Origin of the sequence: Actinomadura chokoriensis (assembly GCF_039529475.1) — a bacterium.
Classification (GTDB): Bacteria; Actinomycetota; Actinomycetes; order Streptosporangiales; family Streptosporangiaceae; genus Spirillospora; species Spirillospora bangladeshensis.
Genome location: NZ_BAAAMW010000015.1, coordinates 78,639 through 92,579 on the forward strand (window position 1 = coordinate 78,639; position 13,941 = coordinate 92,579).

The following is a 13,941-nucleotide window of genomic DNA, read 5'->3' on the forward strand; positions in this document are numbered from 1 at the left end:
CTCACCCGCCCGGCCGGCCGAGCGTCGCGACCATGACCGCCTTGATGGTGTGCATCCGGTTCTCGGCCTCGTCGAAGACGAGGGAGGCGCCCGACTCGAAGACCTCGTCGGTGACCTCCAGCGCGTCCAGGCCGGTCTTCCGGTAGATCTCCTCCCCCACCGCCGTCCCCCGGTCGTGGAAGGCGGGAAGGCAATGCATGAACTTGACCTCCGGGTTGCCGGTCGCCCGCATGACCTCGGTGTTCACCTGGTACGGTTTGAGCAGCGCTATGCGCTCGTCCCACACCTCTTTCGGCTCGCCCATCGAGACCCACACGTCGGTCATGACGAAGTCGGCGCCGCGTACGCCTTCGGACACGTCCTCGGTGAGGGTGATGTCCGCTCCGGTCCCGGCCGCCACCGCCCGGGACGGCTGGACGACCGTCTCCTCGTCCGGCCACAGGCTCTGCGGAGCGACGATGCGCACGTTCATGCCGAGCAGCGCGCCGGTGGCCACATAGGAGTGGCCCATGTTGTTGCGCGCGTCGCCCAGGTAGGCGTACGTGACGTCCCGCAGGGGCTTGCCGCCGTGCTCGCGCATGGTGAGCATGTCGGCGAGCATCTGCGTGGGGTGCCAGTCGTCGGTCAGCCCGTTCCACACGGGGACGCCCGCGTACTGGGCGAGTTCTTCCACGAGCCTTTGGCTCGACCCCCGGTACTCGATGCCGTCGTACATCCGTCCCAGGACGCGGGCGGTGTCCTTCATCGACTCCTTGTGGCCGATCTGCGTGCCGCCGGGGCTGAGGTAGGACACGTGGGCGCCCTGGTCGTGGGCGGCGACCTCGAACGCGCAGCGCGTCCGGGTGGACGTCTTCTCGAAGATCAGCGCGATGTTCCGGCCGGTCAGGGCCTGCCGCTCCGTCCCGGCGTACTTCGCGGCCTTCAGCTCGGCCGCGAGATCGAGCAGGTACCCGAACTCCTCCGGAGTGAAGTCGAGTTCCCTGAGCAGGCTGCGGCCGCGGAGGTCGAGCGCCATATCCGGTCTCCCGAGGGTCGTGGGTCGTCAGGCGTCCCGGACGAGCGGGCAGGTCATGCAGCGCGGGCCGCCGCGCCCGCGGCCCAGCTCGCTGCCGCGGATCGTGATGACCTCGATCCCGTTCCGGCTCAGATGGTTGTTGCTCGTCGCGTTGCGCTCGTAGGCGACGACGACGCCGGGCGAGACGGCCAGGACGTTCGCGCCGTCGTCCCACTGCTCGCGCTCGGCGGCGAACACGTCCTGCGTCGGGACGAGGACCTTGATGTCGTCCAGGCCGAGCGCCGCGGCGATCGCCCGGTGCATGTCCTCGGGCGGATGGTCGGTGATCTTCAGCTCCTTCTCGGTGTCGCCCGGCTCGACGGTGTGGGACGGCAGCATGCCGAGCCCCGCGTAGGCGGTGAACACGCCGTGGTCGACCATCGTCATGACCGTGTCCAGGTGCATGAACGCCCGCTTGTGCGGCATCCGCAGCGCGACGATCCGGGTGCACGACCCGGCGGCGAACAGCGACTGCGCGAGCATCTCCACGGCCTGCGGCTGCGTCCGCTCGCTCATCCCGACCAGCACGGCGCCGTTCCCGATGACCAGGACGTCGCCGCCCTCCAGGGTCGCGGGGGCCATCGCCGTCCCGCTGCTCCACACGTGGAAGCCGCCCTCGGCGGGCCGGCCGTACCCGGCGGCGAACAGCGGGTGCCAGCGGTAGACCGCCTCCATGTTCACCGTCTCGCGCAGCCGCGCCTTCTTGCGCATCGTGTTGATCGAGACGCCGTCGTAGATCCAGCACGATGGGTCGCGGGTGAACAGGTGGTTGGGCAGCGGAGGCAGCAGGAAGCCGTCCATGGGGATGGAGTGGAACGCGATCGACGCGGGCTCGGGGATGCGCTCCAGGATCTCCCGCTTGGTGATGCCGCCGATCAGGAACGAGGCGAGCTCCTGCACGTCCATGGAGTCCAGGCAGTTGCGGATCGCGTCGGTGGCGAGCGGGCCGAACCAGTGCGGGTCGACGACGGCGTCCATGATGTGCTTGCGCGCCTCGGGGATCCCGGCCGTCTCGGTGAGCAGGTCCATCAGCAGGTGCGTCCGGACGCCCTCGGCCCGCAGCACGTCCTCGAACTCCTCGTGCTCCTCCACCGCGCGCCTGACCCACAGCACGTCGTCGAACAGCAGCCCGGCCGCGTTGGACGGGGTGAGCCGCTTCAGCGACAGCTCCGGCCGGTGCAGCAGCACCTCCCGGAGCCGGCCGGCCTCCGAATCGACGTGGAACGGCATCCCCCACCTCCTCGGGGCCCGGCTGCGGCGCCGCATGACCCCAGGTCACCGGGCCCGGTCCGGCGACAGATCCGCAATTCCCGCGCTCGGGCGCCCGAAACTGGATCGGCGCGGCCGCGGGCTTTGCCCGACCTTCACCCGGACCGGCGGCGGGACCCGGCACGGAGCTGCCGCGTCCCGGACCTAAACTCGTCTGCATGACACCCCCCGGAGGCGGCGGCCGAGACAGCGCGGTCGAGCTGCACTCTCTCGTGAAGCGCTACGGCGCGGCCGCGGCCGTCGACGGCCTGTCCCTCAGCGCCGCCCGGGGCGCCGTCACCGCGCTGCTCGGCCCGAACGGCGCGGGCAAGACCACGACGATCGAGATCTGCGAGGGGTTCCGGCGGGCCGATTCCGGCACCGTCCGCGTCCTCGGCCTCGACCCGGTCGCGGACGGCCGGGCGCTGAAGCCGCGGGTCGGCGTGATGCCGCAGTCCGGCGGCGTGCCGGGCACCGCCCGCGCCGGCGAGTTCCTGACGCTCGTCGCCTCGTTCCACGCGGCGCCGCTCGACCCGGCGGCCCTGCTGGCGCGGCTCGGCCTCACCGAGCACGCCCGCACCCCGTTCCGCCGCATGTCCGGCGGGCAGCAGCAGCGCCTGTCCCTCGCCGTCGCCATCGTCGGGCGGCCCGAGCTGGTCTTCCTCGACGAGCCCACCACCGGCCTCGACCCGCAGGCCAGGCACGCCACCTGGGAGCTGATCGAGGAGCTGCGCGCCGCCGGGGTGTCGGTGGTCCTCACCACGCACAACATGGAGGAGGCCGAGCGCCTCTCCGACCGCGTCGTCATCGTCGACCGCGGCCGCGTCGTCGCCGAGGGCGCCCCCGAGGAGCTGACCGGCGCCGAGCGGCAGCTGCGGTTCCGCGCCCGGCCCGGCCTCGGCCTGGACGAGCTGCTCGCCGCGCTGCCCGCCGGCAGCGCGGCCAAGGAGTCGCCCGCCGGGCACTACCTGATCGAGGCGGACGTGCGCCCCGAGCTGCTCGCCACCGTCACCGCCTGGTGCGCCTCGCACGGCGTCCTGACCGAGGACCTGCGGATCGAGCGCCGCACGCTGGAGGACGTCTTCCTCGAACTCACCGGACGGGAGCTGCGGTCATGACCGCCCCACTGGACCTGTCCCCCGCGCCGGGGGCCGTGCCGCTGCCGCGGATGGTCGCGTCGCAGGCCCGCTACGAGTTCCGCACGGTGCTGCGCAACGGCGAGCAGCTGCTGCTGACGCTGATCATCCCGGTGGTGCTGCTCGTCCTGTTCAGCGCGACGTCCCTGCTCGACCTCGGCTCCGGCCGCCGCGTCGACTTCCTCGCGCCCGGCATCCTCGCGCTCGCGGTGATGTCCACGGCGTTCACCGGGCAGGCGATCGGGACCGGGTTCGAGCGGCGCTACGGCGTCCTCAAGCGGCTCGGCGCCACCCCGCTGCCGCGCGCCGGGCTGATCGGCGCCAAGACCGCCAGCGTGCTCGCGGTCGAGGCGGTGCAGGCCGCGGTGATCTGCGCGGTGGCGCTGGCGCTCGGCTGGGAGCCGCACGGCGACCCGGCGTCGGTGCTCGTCCTGCTGCTGCTCGGCACCGCCGCGTTCTCCGGGTTCGGGCTGCTCATGGCCGGGACGATGCGCGCCGAGGCGGCCCTCGCCGCCGCGAACCTCGTCTACATCCTGCTGCTGGCCGTCGGCGGCGTCGTGTTCCCGCTGGAGAAGTTCCCCGGCCCCGTCCGGGACGCCCTGGAGCTGCTGCCGATCTCGGCGCTGGCGGGCGGGCTGCGCGACGTCCTGCAGGACGGCGCCGCGTTCCCCGCGCAGCCGCTGCTCGTCCTCGCGGTGTGGGCGGTCGCCGGCCTCGCCCTCGCCGCCCGCTTCTTCCGGTGGGAGTGACCGTTGGCCCTCGCTGAAGCACCGGGCTCGCTCGGCGGCGCGACCCGCGCCCCCGGCCGCACGCGCGCGCTGTCGCTGGGCTCGGTCCCGCCGCCCGCGCTGATCTTCCTCGGCATCGTCTCGGTGCAGGTCGGCGCGGGCCTGGCCAAGCACCTGTTCGAGCGGCTGCCGCCGACGTCCGTCGTGTCGATCCGGCTGCTGGCCTCGGCGCTCGTGCTGGGCTTCCTGGCCCGCCGGGCGCTGCGGACCGTGCTGCGCGACCACTCCTGGACGAGCCTCGCCGTCGTCGCCGGGTACGGGATCTCGCTCGCCGCGATGAACTTCGCGTTCTACCAGGCGCTCGCGCGGATCCCGCTGGGCGTCGCGGTCACGATCGAGTTCCTCGGCCCGCTGTCGGTCGCGATCGTCGGCTCCCGCCGCCCGCGGGACGTCCTGTGGGTGCTGCTCGCGGGCGCGGGCGTGGTCATGCTCGCCCGGGGCGGCGGCGACGCCGACCTCCTCGGCATCGCGTTCGCGCTGCTCGCCGCGGTCGGCTGGGCGTCCTACATCCTGCTCACCGCGGCCACCGGGCGGCGCTTCCCCGGCACCACCGGGCTGGCGCTGGCCAGCATCATCGGCACGCTGGTCGTGCTGCCGGGCGGCATCGCGACCGGCGTCGCGGCGGGCGGCGGCGCGCTGCTCGACCCGGAGCTGCTGCTGATCGGGCTCGGCGTCGGCCTGCTGTCGTCGGTCATCCCGTACTCGCTGGAGCTGGAGGCGCTGCGCCGGGTGCCGGCCCGCGTCTTCGGGATCCTGATGAGCCTGGAGCCCGCCGTCGCCGCGCTCGTCGGCCTCGTGGTGCTCGGCGAGATCCTCACCGGACGCCAGTGGGTCGCGATCGCCTGCGTCATCATCGCCTGCGCGGGCGCCACGCGCGGGCAGAAGGAACCGACGGAGGCTCCCGAGGCGTGAGTGGCGGCCCGATGTGGCAGCGTGGAAGGATCGGCGTGCACGGATCAACGCACGGATCAACGCACGGGTCGTCCAGCGTGGGGAGAGGAGCCGCCGTGATCGGCCGGACCGAGGACCAGGGGATCCCGCCCGAGTTCTTCGAGGGAGGGTCGGCGTCGTTCGTCGACTTCCTGCGCCTGCACTCGCCCGAGCTGCTGCCGATCAACCGCGTCCCGGAGGGCGACGCGCCCGAGGTGCCGCACGGCACGACCGTCCTGGCGCTGGCGTTCCCCGGCGGCGTCATGATGGCCGGCGACCGCCGCGCCACCCAGGGCAACCGCATCGCCTACCGGGAGCTGGACAAGGTCCAGCGCGCCGACGAATACTCGGCGGTCGCGTTCGCGGGGACGGTCGGGCTGGCGCTGGAGATGGTCCGGCTGTTCCAGGTCGAGCTGGAGCACTACGAGAAGATGGAGACGGTACCGCTGTCGCTGCCGGGCAAGGCCCGCCGGCTGGGCGCCGTCATCCAGGCCAACCTCGCGCAGGCGCTGCAGGGCCTCGCGGTCGTCCCGCTGTTCACCGGCTACGACCCCGGCACGGGCGAGGGGCGGATCTACACCTACGACATCACCGGCGCGCCGCAGGAGGCCCGCGACTTCCACGCGGACGGGTCCGGCTCCCCCTACGCGCTGGGCGCGCTGAAGAAGCTCTACCGGCGCGACCTGTCGCTGGAGGACGCCGCCACCGTGTGCGTCCAGGCCCTGTTCGACGCGGCCGACGACGACACCGCCACCGGCGGGCCCGACCTGATGCGGCGCATCTACCCGACGATCGCGGTCGTCACCGGGGACGGCTACCGGCGCCTCCCCGAGGACCAGGTGTCCGCGATCGCCGAGGAGGTCGTGCGGGCCCGCATGGAGAACCCGGGCGGCCCCACCGCGCCCCTGCGCTGATCACCGGGAACGTCGGACCCGGCTTCTAGACTCGGCCGTATGGCACGCGCGAACGACGAGGCCGCAGCCCTCATCCGGGAACTGGCCGACCTGCTGTCCATCACCGGCGGCGACGCCTTCAAGATCCGGGCGTACGAGAAGGCCGCGCGGGCGATCGCCGGGTACCCCGACGACATCGCCGGCCTCGACCTGGCCGGGCTCCGCGCGATCCCGACCGTGGGCGAGGCGATCGCCAAGAAGGTCCTCGACTACACCACCACCGGCACGATCCGCCAGGTGGAGGAGCTGCGCACGCAGATACCGGCGGGCGTGCGCGCGCTCACCGCCATCCCCACGCTCGGCCCGAAGAAGGCCCTCGCCGTCTACGAGGAGCTCGGCATCTCCTCGGTGGACGAGCTGGCCGCCGCCATCGGGGAGGGCCGCCTGCGCGGCCTCAAGGGCTTCGGCGCCAAGACCGAGGAGAACATCCTCCGCGGCATCGAGCTGATGCGCAGCTCCGGTGAGCGCGTCCTGGTCGACGCCGCCGCGGGCGTCGCCGACGAGATCGTCGCCGCCCTCTCGGAGCTCCCGCAGGTGGAACGCTGCGAGCACGCCGGGTCGCTGCGCCGGATGCGCGAGACGATCGGCGACGTGGACGTCCTCGCCGCCTCCCGGGACCCGCGCCCGATCATGGAGGCGTTCACCGCGCTGCCGCTCGTCGCGGAAGTCGTCGTCGGCGGCGACAAGAAGACCTCGATCCGCACCGCCAAGGGCCTGCAGGTCGATCTGCGCGTCGTCCCGCCCGAGTCGTGGGGCGCGGCGCTGCAGTACTTCACCGGCTCGCAGGCCCACAACATCCGCACCCGCGAGATCGCGGTCAAGGCGGGCCTCAAGCTGTCGGAGTACGGCCTGTTCGACGCCGAGACGGACGAGCTGATCGTGTCGGAGACCGAGGAGGAGGTCTACGAGCGCCTGGGCCTGCCCTGGGTCCATCCGACCCTCCGGGAGGACACCGGCGAGATCGAGGCGGCCCTCAAGGACGCGCTGCCCCGCCTCGTCACCGTCGGCGACCTGCGCGGCGACCTGCACAGCCACACCGACCTGACCGACGGCGTCGCGTCCCTCGCGGACATGGCCGCCGCCGCGCGGGCCCGCGGCCTGGAGTACTACGCGATCACCGACCACGCGCCCGACCTGGTGATGCAGCGCATGACGGACGAGAAGATGCTCGCCCAGCGCGCCGAGGTCGCCGAGCTGCAGAAGCGGTATCCCGACCTCGTCCTGCTCCACGGCACCGAGCTCAACATCGACCCCGACGGCGGCGTCGACTGGGACGCCGACTTCCTCTCCGGCTTCGACGTCTGCGTCGCCTCCGTCCACTCCCACTTCACCCAGGACCAGGACGCGATGACCCGCCGCCTCGTCCGGGCCTGCGAGAACCCGCACGTCCACGTCATCGGCCACCCCACGGCCCGCAGCATCGGCCGCCGCGCGCCGGTGGACGCCGACTGGGACGAGGTCTTCCGCGCCGCCGCCCGCACCGGCACCGCCATGGAGATCGACTGCTTCCCCGACCGGCTCGACCTGCCCGCCGACCTGGTCCGCCGCGCGAAGCGGTTCGGCGTGAAGTTCTCCATCGACACCGACGCGCACTCGCTGAGCGACCACCGCAACGTCCGCTACGGCGTCGGCACCGCCCAGCGCGGCTGGCTGACCCCCGACGACGTCATCAACACCTGGCCCCTCCCCCGCCTGCGCGCGTTCCTCCGGAAGCGGTGAGCCGTCAGGCGGGCTGCGGGGCCTGCGCCTGCGGGACGGCGGCGGGCGCGGGCGCGGCGGCGGCGGGGACCGGGCCCCGGTCGCGGAGGGCGAAGAACAGGCGGAACGCCGCGATCCACATCAGCACCGAGCCGAGCATGTGCAGCAGCACCAGGCCCGCGGGGACGCCGAGGAAGTACTGGGTGTAGCCGATGGCGCCCTGGATCACGATGAGGCCCGCCAGCTCCAGCGCGCGGCGCCGCGCGGCGGCCGGGGCGCCCGTGCGGTAGAGGGCGACGATCACGGCCAGGGTCAGGCCGATGGTGAGCCAGGCCAGCTCGCCGTGGATGCGGGCGACGTCGGTGATGTTGAACCCGTAGCGGCGGGACTCGGCGTCCCCCGCGTGCGGGCCGGTGCCGGTGACGACGGTGCCCGCGACGAGGACGGCGGCGCAGGAGACCAGCAGCGCGGCGGCGAGGCGGCGCGTCCACGGCCCGGCGAGGCGGCGCGGCGGGGCGTCGCCCTCCCCGGCGCGGACCCACAGCGCCACGCAGAAGACGAGCAGCGCCGGCGAGACGAGGAAGTGCAGCGACACGGCCGCCGGGTGCAGCTTGGTGAGGACGACGATGCCGCCGATGACCGCCTGCGCGACCACGCTCATCGGCTGCGCCAGCGCCCACCACACGAGCTCCTTGCGGCGCGGCCGCAGCCGCAGCGCCGCGACGAACACCAGCACGCCGATGCCCAGCACCAGGAAGGTGACCATCCGGTTGCCGAACTCGATCGACATGTTCAGCAGGTGGTGCTCGGGGCTGTGCGTGGGGACGAGGCTGTCGCCGGTGCACCGCGGCCATTCGGGGCAGCCGAGCCCGGACTTGGTGACGCGGACGGCGCCGCCGCTGATGACGATGAGCACGTTGCCGATGACGCCGAGGAGCGCGAGCAGCCGCAGCGATCCGGGGGTCGGACGCCACACGGCGTTCCAGGTCCGGATCGCGGGATTCGACGACGGTCGCTCAGCCACGGCACCCATCGTATGGCCGGGTCGCCGTACCCCCGACCCGACCCCCGGTTACGTGCCGTAGGGGCCGGGCGGCCGCGGCGGCAGGAAGCCCGACGGGCCCTGACCCGCCCACGGCGGGCCGGCCGGCCAGGCCGCCCCGGGGCGCGGCGGCGTGCGCAGGAACGCCTGCCGGGCCAGCGACATCAGCTCCAGCAGCGAGTCGCGGCGGGTGACGAACCAGCGCTGCTCGGCCACCCCGCGGTCGGCGCGCTTGTGCAGCAGCGCCAGCTCGGTCGCGGCGAGCTGGTAGTCGGTCATGGCGCGGCCGGCCGGCGGCCCGCCGACCGACCGGGCCCAGCGGCGGGCGGCGCGGCGGGACGGGATGGAGCGCAGCATCCGCACGTCCTGCGGCGTCACCAGGCCCGTCCCGGCGTACATCGGCAGGTAGGCCTCGATGCGGCGGACGGTGCCGCGCCGCTCGACGAAGACGATCACGATCAGCGCGACGAGGACGCAGAAGTCCAGCAGGTAGACGATGCCGAGGCCGGCGAGGCCGAACGCGCCCGCGGACCCGTTCCACAGCCCGTGCAGGATCATCGCGCCGAGCAGCCCGGCGAGCGGCGCGAGGATCTGGCCGCGCCGGTGCGTGGCGGCGTAGGCGACGCCGAGCCCGGTCATGGACGTGAACAGGGGGTGGCTGAGCGGCGCGATGAGGCCGCGCAGGATGAACACCGCCTGGAGCTGCTGGGCGCCGCCGTCCTCGAACGCCCGCATGTAGTAGGTGATGTTCTCCATCATGGCGAAGCCGAGGCCGACCATCGCGGCGTAGATGATGCCGTCGGCGAAGCCGTCGATCTCGTTGCGCCGGAACCACAGCAGGCCGAACAGGACGGCGCCCTTCAGCGTCTCCTCGATGATCGGCGCGCCGAACGTGGCGCTGACGAAGTGGCCCTCGGTCTCCCCGAAGATGGGCACGGTCACGTACAGCAGCCCGGCGGTGTTGAGGACGAGCGCGCCGAGCACGGCGATGCCCGCCCCCCACATGAACGAGAACACCAGGGCGCGCGGCGGCTCCGGCTCCAGCCGGTCCAGCGTGAGCGCGAGCGCGACCAGGACCGGGATCGGGAGGATGGCGAGCAGCACCCCGACCCAGAAGCCGGCCCCGCCGAGCGCCGCGTCCGCGCCGAACGCGACCAGGATGCAGAGCCCGGACACGGTCATGCCGACGATGAGGCCGACCGGGGGCCTGCCCGGCACCCGGCCGTCCAGCACCGCTTTCGGATCCATGCTCGCCATGACGTGAGCGTAACCGAAGCCGGGTCCGGCGCCGGGCCGGCCGTTCACCGGCGGTGACCGGCCGGCCGCGCCGGCTCAGTGCAGCAGCGGGTCGACCGCCACGGCGGTGAACAGCAGCGCCAGGTACACGTTGGAGAGGTGGAAGAACCGCATCGGCCGCAGGTGGACGCCGGTCACCCCGGCGCGCACCGCCTTCAGCAGCCGGTGCCCCTCGGCGAGGAACACCAGGCCGAGCACGACCGCGACGGCCCCGTACACCGGGCTCATCCCGGCGACCGGCCACAGCGCCAGCGAGGCCGCGACGGTGGCGTAGGTGTAGGCGAGGCTCTCGGTGACGACGCGGCGCTCGGACGCGACGACCGGCAGCATCGGGACCTTGGCGACGGCGTAGTCCTCGCGGTAGCGCATCGCGAGCGTCCAGGTGTGCGGCGGCGTCCACAGGAACACCACCATGAACAGCACGAACGGCGTCCAGGCGACGGACCCGGTGATCGCGGCCCAGCCGATGAGGACGGGCATGCACCCGGCGATGCCGCCCCACACGACGTTCTGGGAGGTGCGCCGCTTGAGCAGCAGCGAGTACACGAAGACGTAGAACAGGATCGCGAACAGCGATCCGGCCGCGGCGACCGGGTTGACCGCCAGCAGGAACCCGGCCGTGGACAGCACGGCCAGCGTCACCCCGAAGATCAGGGCGCGGGCCGGGGTGACCTGGTGGCGGGCCAGCGGGCGGCGCCGGGTGCGGCGCATCTTGGCGTCGATGTCGCGGTCGATGTAGCAGTTGATCGCGTTGGCGGACCCGGCGGACATCGTCCCGAACGCCAGCGTGAGCAGCACCGTGGACAGGGGCGGGACGCCGTCGGCGGCCAGGAACATCACCGGGATGGTGGTGATCAGCAGCAGCTCGATGACGCGCGGCTTCGTGAGCGCCACATAGGCGCGCAGGCTCGCGCCCACCGTCCGGCGGGCGGCGCTTTCGGCGGGGTTGGGCACGAGGGCCGGTGCGAGCGCCCCCGGCACCCGCTCGTCGAGCTCGACCCCGCGCTTGTTACTGAGCACCGTCACAATCGGGTCCACGTCCAACTAGGGATGAGAAATCGGTCCACCTCGGCGGTGCCCCCGTGTTCCGGGCCGGCCTCGGGTTCATGCGACTTCGGCTTGGTCTTGTTGCCGCGGCCGCTTGCCGTCAGCCGCGCCATCACTGTAGTCCGACCCCTCCGGGAGTCGTGCACCGGGTCACCGGACGCGCCGCACGGTGACCGACGGGCCGGTCGGCCCCGTCCCGGAGCACGTTCCGGGGCTCGTCCGGGATCACCCGCCGGATCCCCCGTGCGGGGGGTTAGCGCGCGAGGCGTCCGGGCAAGGGTGCAGGGAGGTGCCGCTGGCGCCGCTCCCCCGGTGCGCGGCCCGGCACGCGGCACCACCCGGTACCGCACGGCATCGAACGACATCGAACGGCGGCGAACGGCACCGGATGCCATCGCGAGGCATCGTGCGGCTCCGCACGGCCGAGCCTGCGGCGGCCCTCCCGCGCGATAGGCTCGCCTGGGGCGCGGCATGATCTTCGCCCGCCGCGGACCGGGCGGCGGCACGGGGCAGGGGAAGCTGTGGCGCACAACGGTAAGAGTGGACTTGAAACACCGGTTCGAGAGGAGCCTGGCGTTCCGTGAGCAGGGACAACAGCACGTTTGAGTGGTCCGAGACGGACCGGCGCGCGGTGGACGTGATCCGCGCCCTCGCCATGGACGCGGTCGAGGAGGCGGGCTCCGGCCACCCCGGTACGGCGATGAGCCTCGCGCCCGCCGCCTACCTCCTCTTCCAGCGCTACCTCCGGCACGACCCGACCGACCCGCACTGGGCCGGGCGGGACAGGTTCGTGCTCTCCTGCGGGCACTCCAGCCTGACCCTGTACATCCAGCTGTACCTGTCGGGCTACCCGATGACGCTGGACGACCTGAAGGCGCTGCGCAAGTGGGGCAGCCTCACCCCGGGCCACCCCGAGCACGGGCACACGGCCGGGGTCGAGACGACCACGGGGCCGCTCGGGCAGGGCATCGCGAACGCGGTCGGGATGGCGATGGCGGCCCGCCGCGAGCGCGGCCTGTTCGACCCCGACGCGCCGCAGGGCGAGTCCCCCTTCGACCACATGATCTGGGCGTTCGCCTCCGACGGCGACATCGAGGAGGGCATCAGCCACGAGGCGAGCGCGCTGGCGGCCCACCAGCGGCTCGGCAACCTGGTGCTGCTCTACGACGACAACAAGATCTCCATCGAGGACGACACCGCGATCGCGATGTCGGAGGACGTGCGGGCCCGCTACGCGGCGTACGGCTGGGACGTCCACCACGTCGACTGGACCGAGAACGGCGACTACGAGGAGAACGTGGCCGCGCTCGCGGCGGCGTTCGACGCGGCCAAGGCCGAGACGGCCCGCCCGTCGTTCATCGCGCTGCGCACGATCATCGGCTGGCCGGCGCCGAACAAGAAGAACACCGGCAAGATCCACGGCTCGGCGCTCGGCGCCGACGAGGTCGCCGCGACCAAGCGGATCCTCGGCATGGACCCGGCCGAGACCTTCCAGGTCCCCGAGGACGTGCTGGCGCACGCCCGCGAGGTGTCCGCGCGGGGCCGCGCCGACCACGCCGCGTGGAACGAGGTCTTCGACGCGTGGCGGGCGGCCAACCCCGTCCGGGCCGCCGAGTACGACCGGATCTCCGAGCGCGCGCTGCCCCCCGGCTGGGACGAGGCGCTCCCCGCGTTCGAGGCCGGCAAGGAGATCGCCACCCGCGCGGCGTCCGGTGAGATCCTCGCCTCGCTCGCGCCGGTGCTGCCGGAGCTGTGGGGCGGCTCGGCCGACCTCGCCGACAGCAACAACACGACGATGAAGGGCGAGCCGTCCTTCATCCCCGAGGAGTTCCAGACCAAGGAGTTCCCCGGCCACCGCTACGGCCGCACGCTGCACTTCGGCGTCCGCGAGCACGCGATGGGCGCGATCTGCAACGGCATCGCGCTGCACGGCGGCACCCGCCCCTACGGCGGCACGTTCCTGATCTTCAGCGACTACATGCGCCCGGCGGTCCGGCTGGCGGCGCTGATGAAGCTGCCGGTCACCTACGTGTGGACGCACGACTCGATCGGCCTCGGCGAGGACGGCCCGACGCACCAGCCGGTCGAGCACCTGTGGGCGCTGCGGGCCATCCCGGGCCTGGACGTCGTCCGGCCGGCGGACGCCAACGAGACGGCGGTCGCGTGGCGGACCGTGCTGCGGCACACCGACCGCCCCGCGGGCCTCGCGCTGACCCGGCAGAAGCTGCCCACGCTGGAGCGCGGCGGCGAGATCGCGTCCGCGGAGGGCGTCGCCAAGGGCGGCTACGTGCTGGCCGACGCCGACGGCGGGCAGCCCGAGGTGATCATCATCGCGACCGGCAGCGAGGTCCAGCTCGCCCTGGAGGCGCGCACGGCGCTGCAGGCCGAGGGCACCCCGACCCGGGTCGTGTCGATGCCGTGCGTGGAGTGGTTCGAGGAGCAGACCGACGCCTACCGGCAGGAGGTCCTCCCGCCCGGGGTGAAGGCCCGCGTGTCGGTCGAGGCGGGCGTCGCGCTCGGCTGGCGCGGCTACGTCGGCGACGACGGCGAGTCGGTCAGCCTGGAGCACTTCGGCGCGTCCGCGGACTACAAGACGCTGTTCCTGCAGTTCGGGATCACCTCCGAGCGGGTCGTCGCGGCGGCGAAGGCGAGCCTGATCAAGGCCGGCGTGCACGGCGCCGGGCGCGGCGAGACCACCGGCAACTAGGGGACGGGCGGGGCCCCGCCGCCGAGCGCGGGCGCGGGCCCC

General features: G+C 73.2%; 11 protein-coding genes. 6 read left to right on the plus strand and 5 right to left on the minus strand.

What is annotated here, in order from left to right:
* Window position 1: 1 nt before the first annotated feature.
* Window positions 2-1,015: an ornithine carbamoyltransferase gene (gene argF / locus ABFX46_RS28095; protein ID WP_346046664.1), complete on the minus strand. Its 1,014-nt coding sequence runs from the start codon at window positions 1,013-1,015 to the stop codon at window positions 2-4.
* A gap of 27 nt (window positions 1,016-1,042) precedes the next feature.
* The gene (locus tag ABFX46_RS28100; protein ID WP_346046665.1) at window positions 1,043-2,284 is read right to left on the minus strand and encodes an arginine deiminase; all 1,242 of its coding nucleotides are present in this window, start codon (window positions 2,282-2,284) and stop codon (window positions 1,043-1,045) included.
* A gap of 197 nt (window positions 2,285-2,481) precedes the next feature.
* Here ABFX46_RS28100 and ABFX46_RS28105 point away from each other — a divergent pair, with 197 nt between their 5' ends.
* The 5 genes from ABFX46_RS28105 to polX all read left to right on the plus strand — a co-directional run bounded on the left by ABFX46_RS28105 (window position 2,482) and on the right by polX (window position 7,828).
* Window positions 2,482-3,420 (plus strand): ABC transporter ATP-binding protein, encoded by a 939-nt coding sequence (locus ABFX46_RS28105; RefSeq protein WP_346046666.1) that lies wholly within the window; start codon window positions 2,482-2,484, stop codon window positions 3,418-3,420.
* Complete coding sequence (locus ABFX46_RS28110) at window positions 3,417-4,187, plus strand: ABC transporter permease (RefSeq protein WP_131939255.1); 771 nt, start codon at window positions 3,417-3,419, stop codon at window positions 4,185-4,187. The genes ABFX46_RS28105 and ABFX46_RS28110 overlap by 4 nt, the downstream gene beginning before the upstream one ends.
* Before the next feature lie 3 nt (window positions 4,188-4,190).
* Window positions 4,191-5,138: an EamA family transporter gene (locus ABFX46_RS28115; RefSeq protein ID WP_346046668.1), complete on the plus strand. Its 948-nt coding sequence runs from the start codon at window positions 4,191-4,193 to the stop codon at window positions 5,136-5,138.
* Between the two features lie 95 nt (window positions 5,139-5,233).
* Window positions 5,234-6,070, plus strand: a complete 837-nt coding sequence (prcB, locus tag ABFX46_RS28120) for a proteasome subunit beta (RefSeq protein ID WP_346046670.1) — start codon at window positions 5,234-5,236, stop codon at window positions 6,068-6,070.
* A gap of 39 nt (window positions 6,071-6,109) precedes the next feature.
* Window positions 6,110-7,828 carry a DNA polymerase/3'-5' exonuclease PolX gene (gene polX / locus ABFX46_RS28125; RefSeq protein ID WP_346046672.1) on the plus strand — a complete coding sequence of 573 codons (1,719 nt, stop codon included), beginning with the start codon at window positions 6,110-6,112 and terminating at the stop codon, window positions 7,826-7,828.
* 4 nt (window positions 7,829-7,832) lie between these two features.
* On the opposite strand, the gene ABFX46_RS28130 is transcribed toward polX, so the two are convergent.
* The 3 genes from ABFX46_RS28130 to ABFX46_RS28140 form a co-directional block, all read right to left on the minus strand.
* Window positions 7,833-8,831: a COX15/CtaA family protein gene (locus ABFX46_RS28130; protein WP_346046674.1), complete on the minus strand. Its 999-nt coding sequence runs from the start codon at window positions 8,829-8,831 to the stop codon at window positions 7,833-7,835.
* A gap of 48 nt (window positions 8,832-8,879) precedes the next feature.
* Window positions 8,880-10,106: a PrsW family intramembrane metalloprotease gene (locus ABFX46_RS28135; RefSeq protein ID WP_346046676.1), complete on the minus strand. Its 1,227-nt coding sequence runs from the start codon at window positions 10,104-10,106 to the stop codon at window positions 8,880-8,882.
* Window positions 10,107-10,181: 75 nt separating this feature from the next.
* Window positions 10,182-11,171 (minus strand): heme o synthase, encoded by a 990-nt coding sequence (locus ABFX46_RS28140; protein WP_420867462.1) that lies wholly within the window; start codon window positions 11,169-11,171, stop codon window positions 10,182-10,184.
* 676 nt (window positions 11,172-11,847) lie between these two features.
* On the opposite strand from ABFX46_RS28140, the gene tkt reads away from it, so the two are divergent.
* Window positions 11,848-13,899, plus strand: coding sequence for a transketolase (gene tkt, locus ABFX46_RS28145; RefSeq protein WP_346046874.1), 2,052 nt, complete (start codon window positions 11,848-11,850; stop codon window positions 13,897-13,899).
* Window positions 13,900-13,941 lie beyond the last annotated feature (42 nt).

Bases quoted from the DNA above. Each gene is read 5' to 3' on its own strand.
- argF (WP_346046664.1), bottom strand. From the start codon at position 1,015: ATGGCGCTCGACCTCCGCGGCCGCAGCCTGCTCAGGGAACTCGACTTC.
- ABFX46_RS28100 (WP_346046665.1), bottom strand. From the start codon at position 2,284: ATGCCGTTCCACGTCGATTCGGAGGCCGGCCGGCTCCGGGAGGTGCTG.
- ABFX46_RS28105 (WP_346046666.1), top strand. From the start codon at position 2,482: ATGACACCCCCCGGAGGCGGCGGCCGAGACAGCGCGGTCGAGCTGCAC.
- ABFX46_RS28110 (WP_131939255.1), top strand. From the start codon at position 3,417: ATGACCGCCCCACTGGACCTGTCCCCCGCGCCGGGGGCCGTGCCGCTG.
- polX (WP_346046672.1), top strand. From the start codon at position 6,110: ATGGCACGCGCGAACGACGAGGCCGCAGCCCTCATCCGGGAACTGGCC.
- ABFX46_RS28135 (WP_346046676.1), bottom strand. From the start codon at position 10,106: ATGGCGAGCATGGATCCGAAAGCGGTGCTGGACGGCCGGGTGCCGGGC.
- tkt (WP_346046874.1), top strand. From the start codon at position 11,848: ATGGACGCGGTCGAGGAGGCGGGCTCCGGCCACCCCGGTACGGCGATG.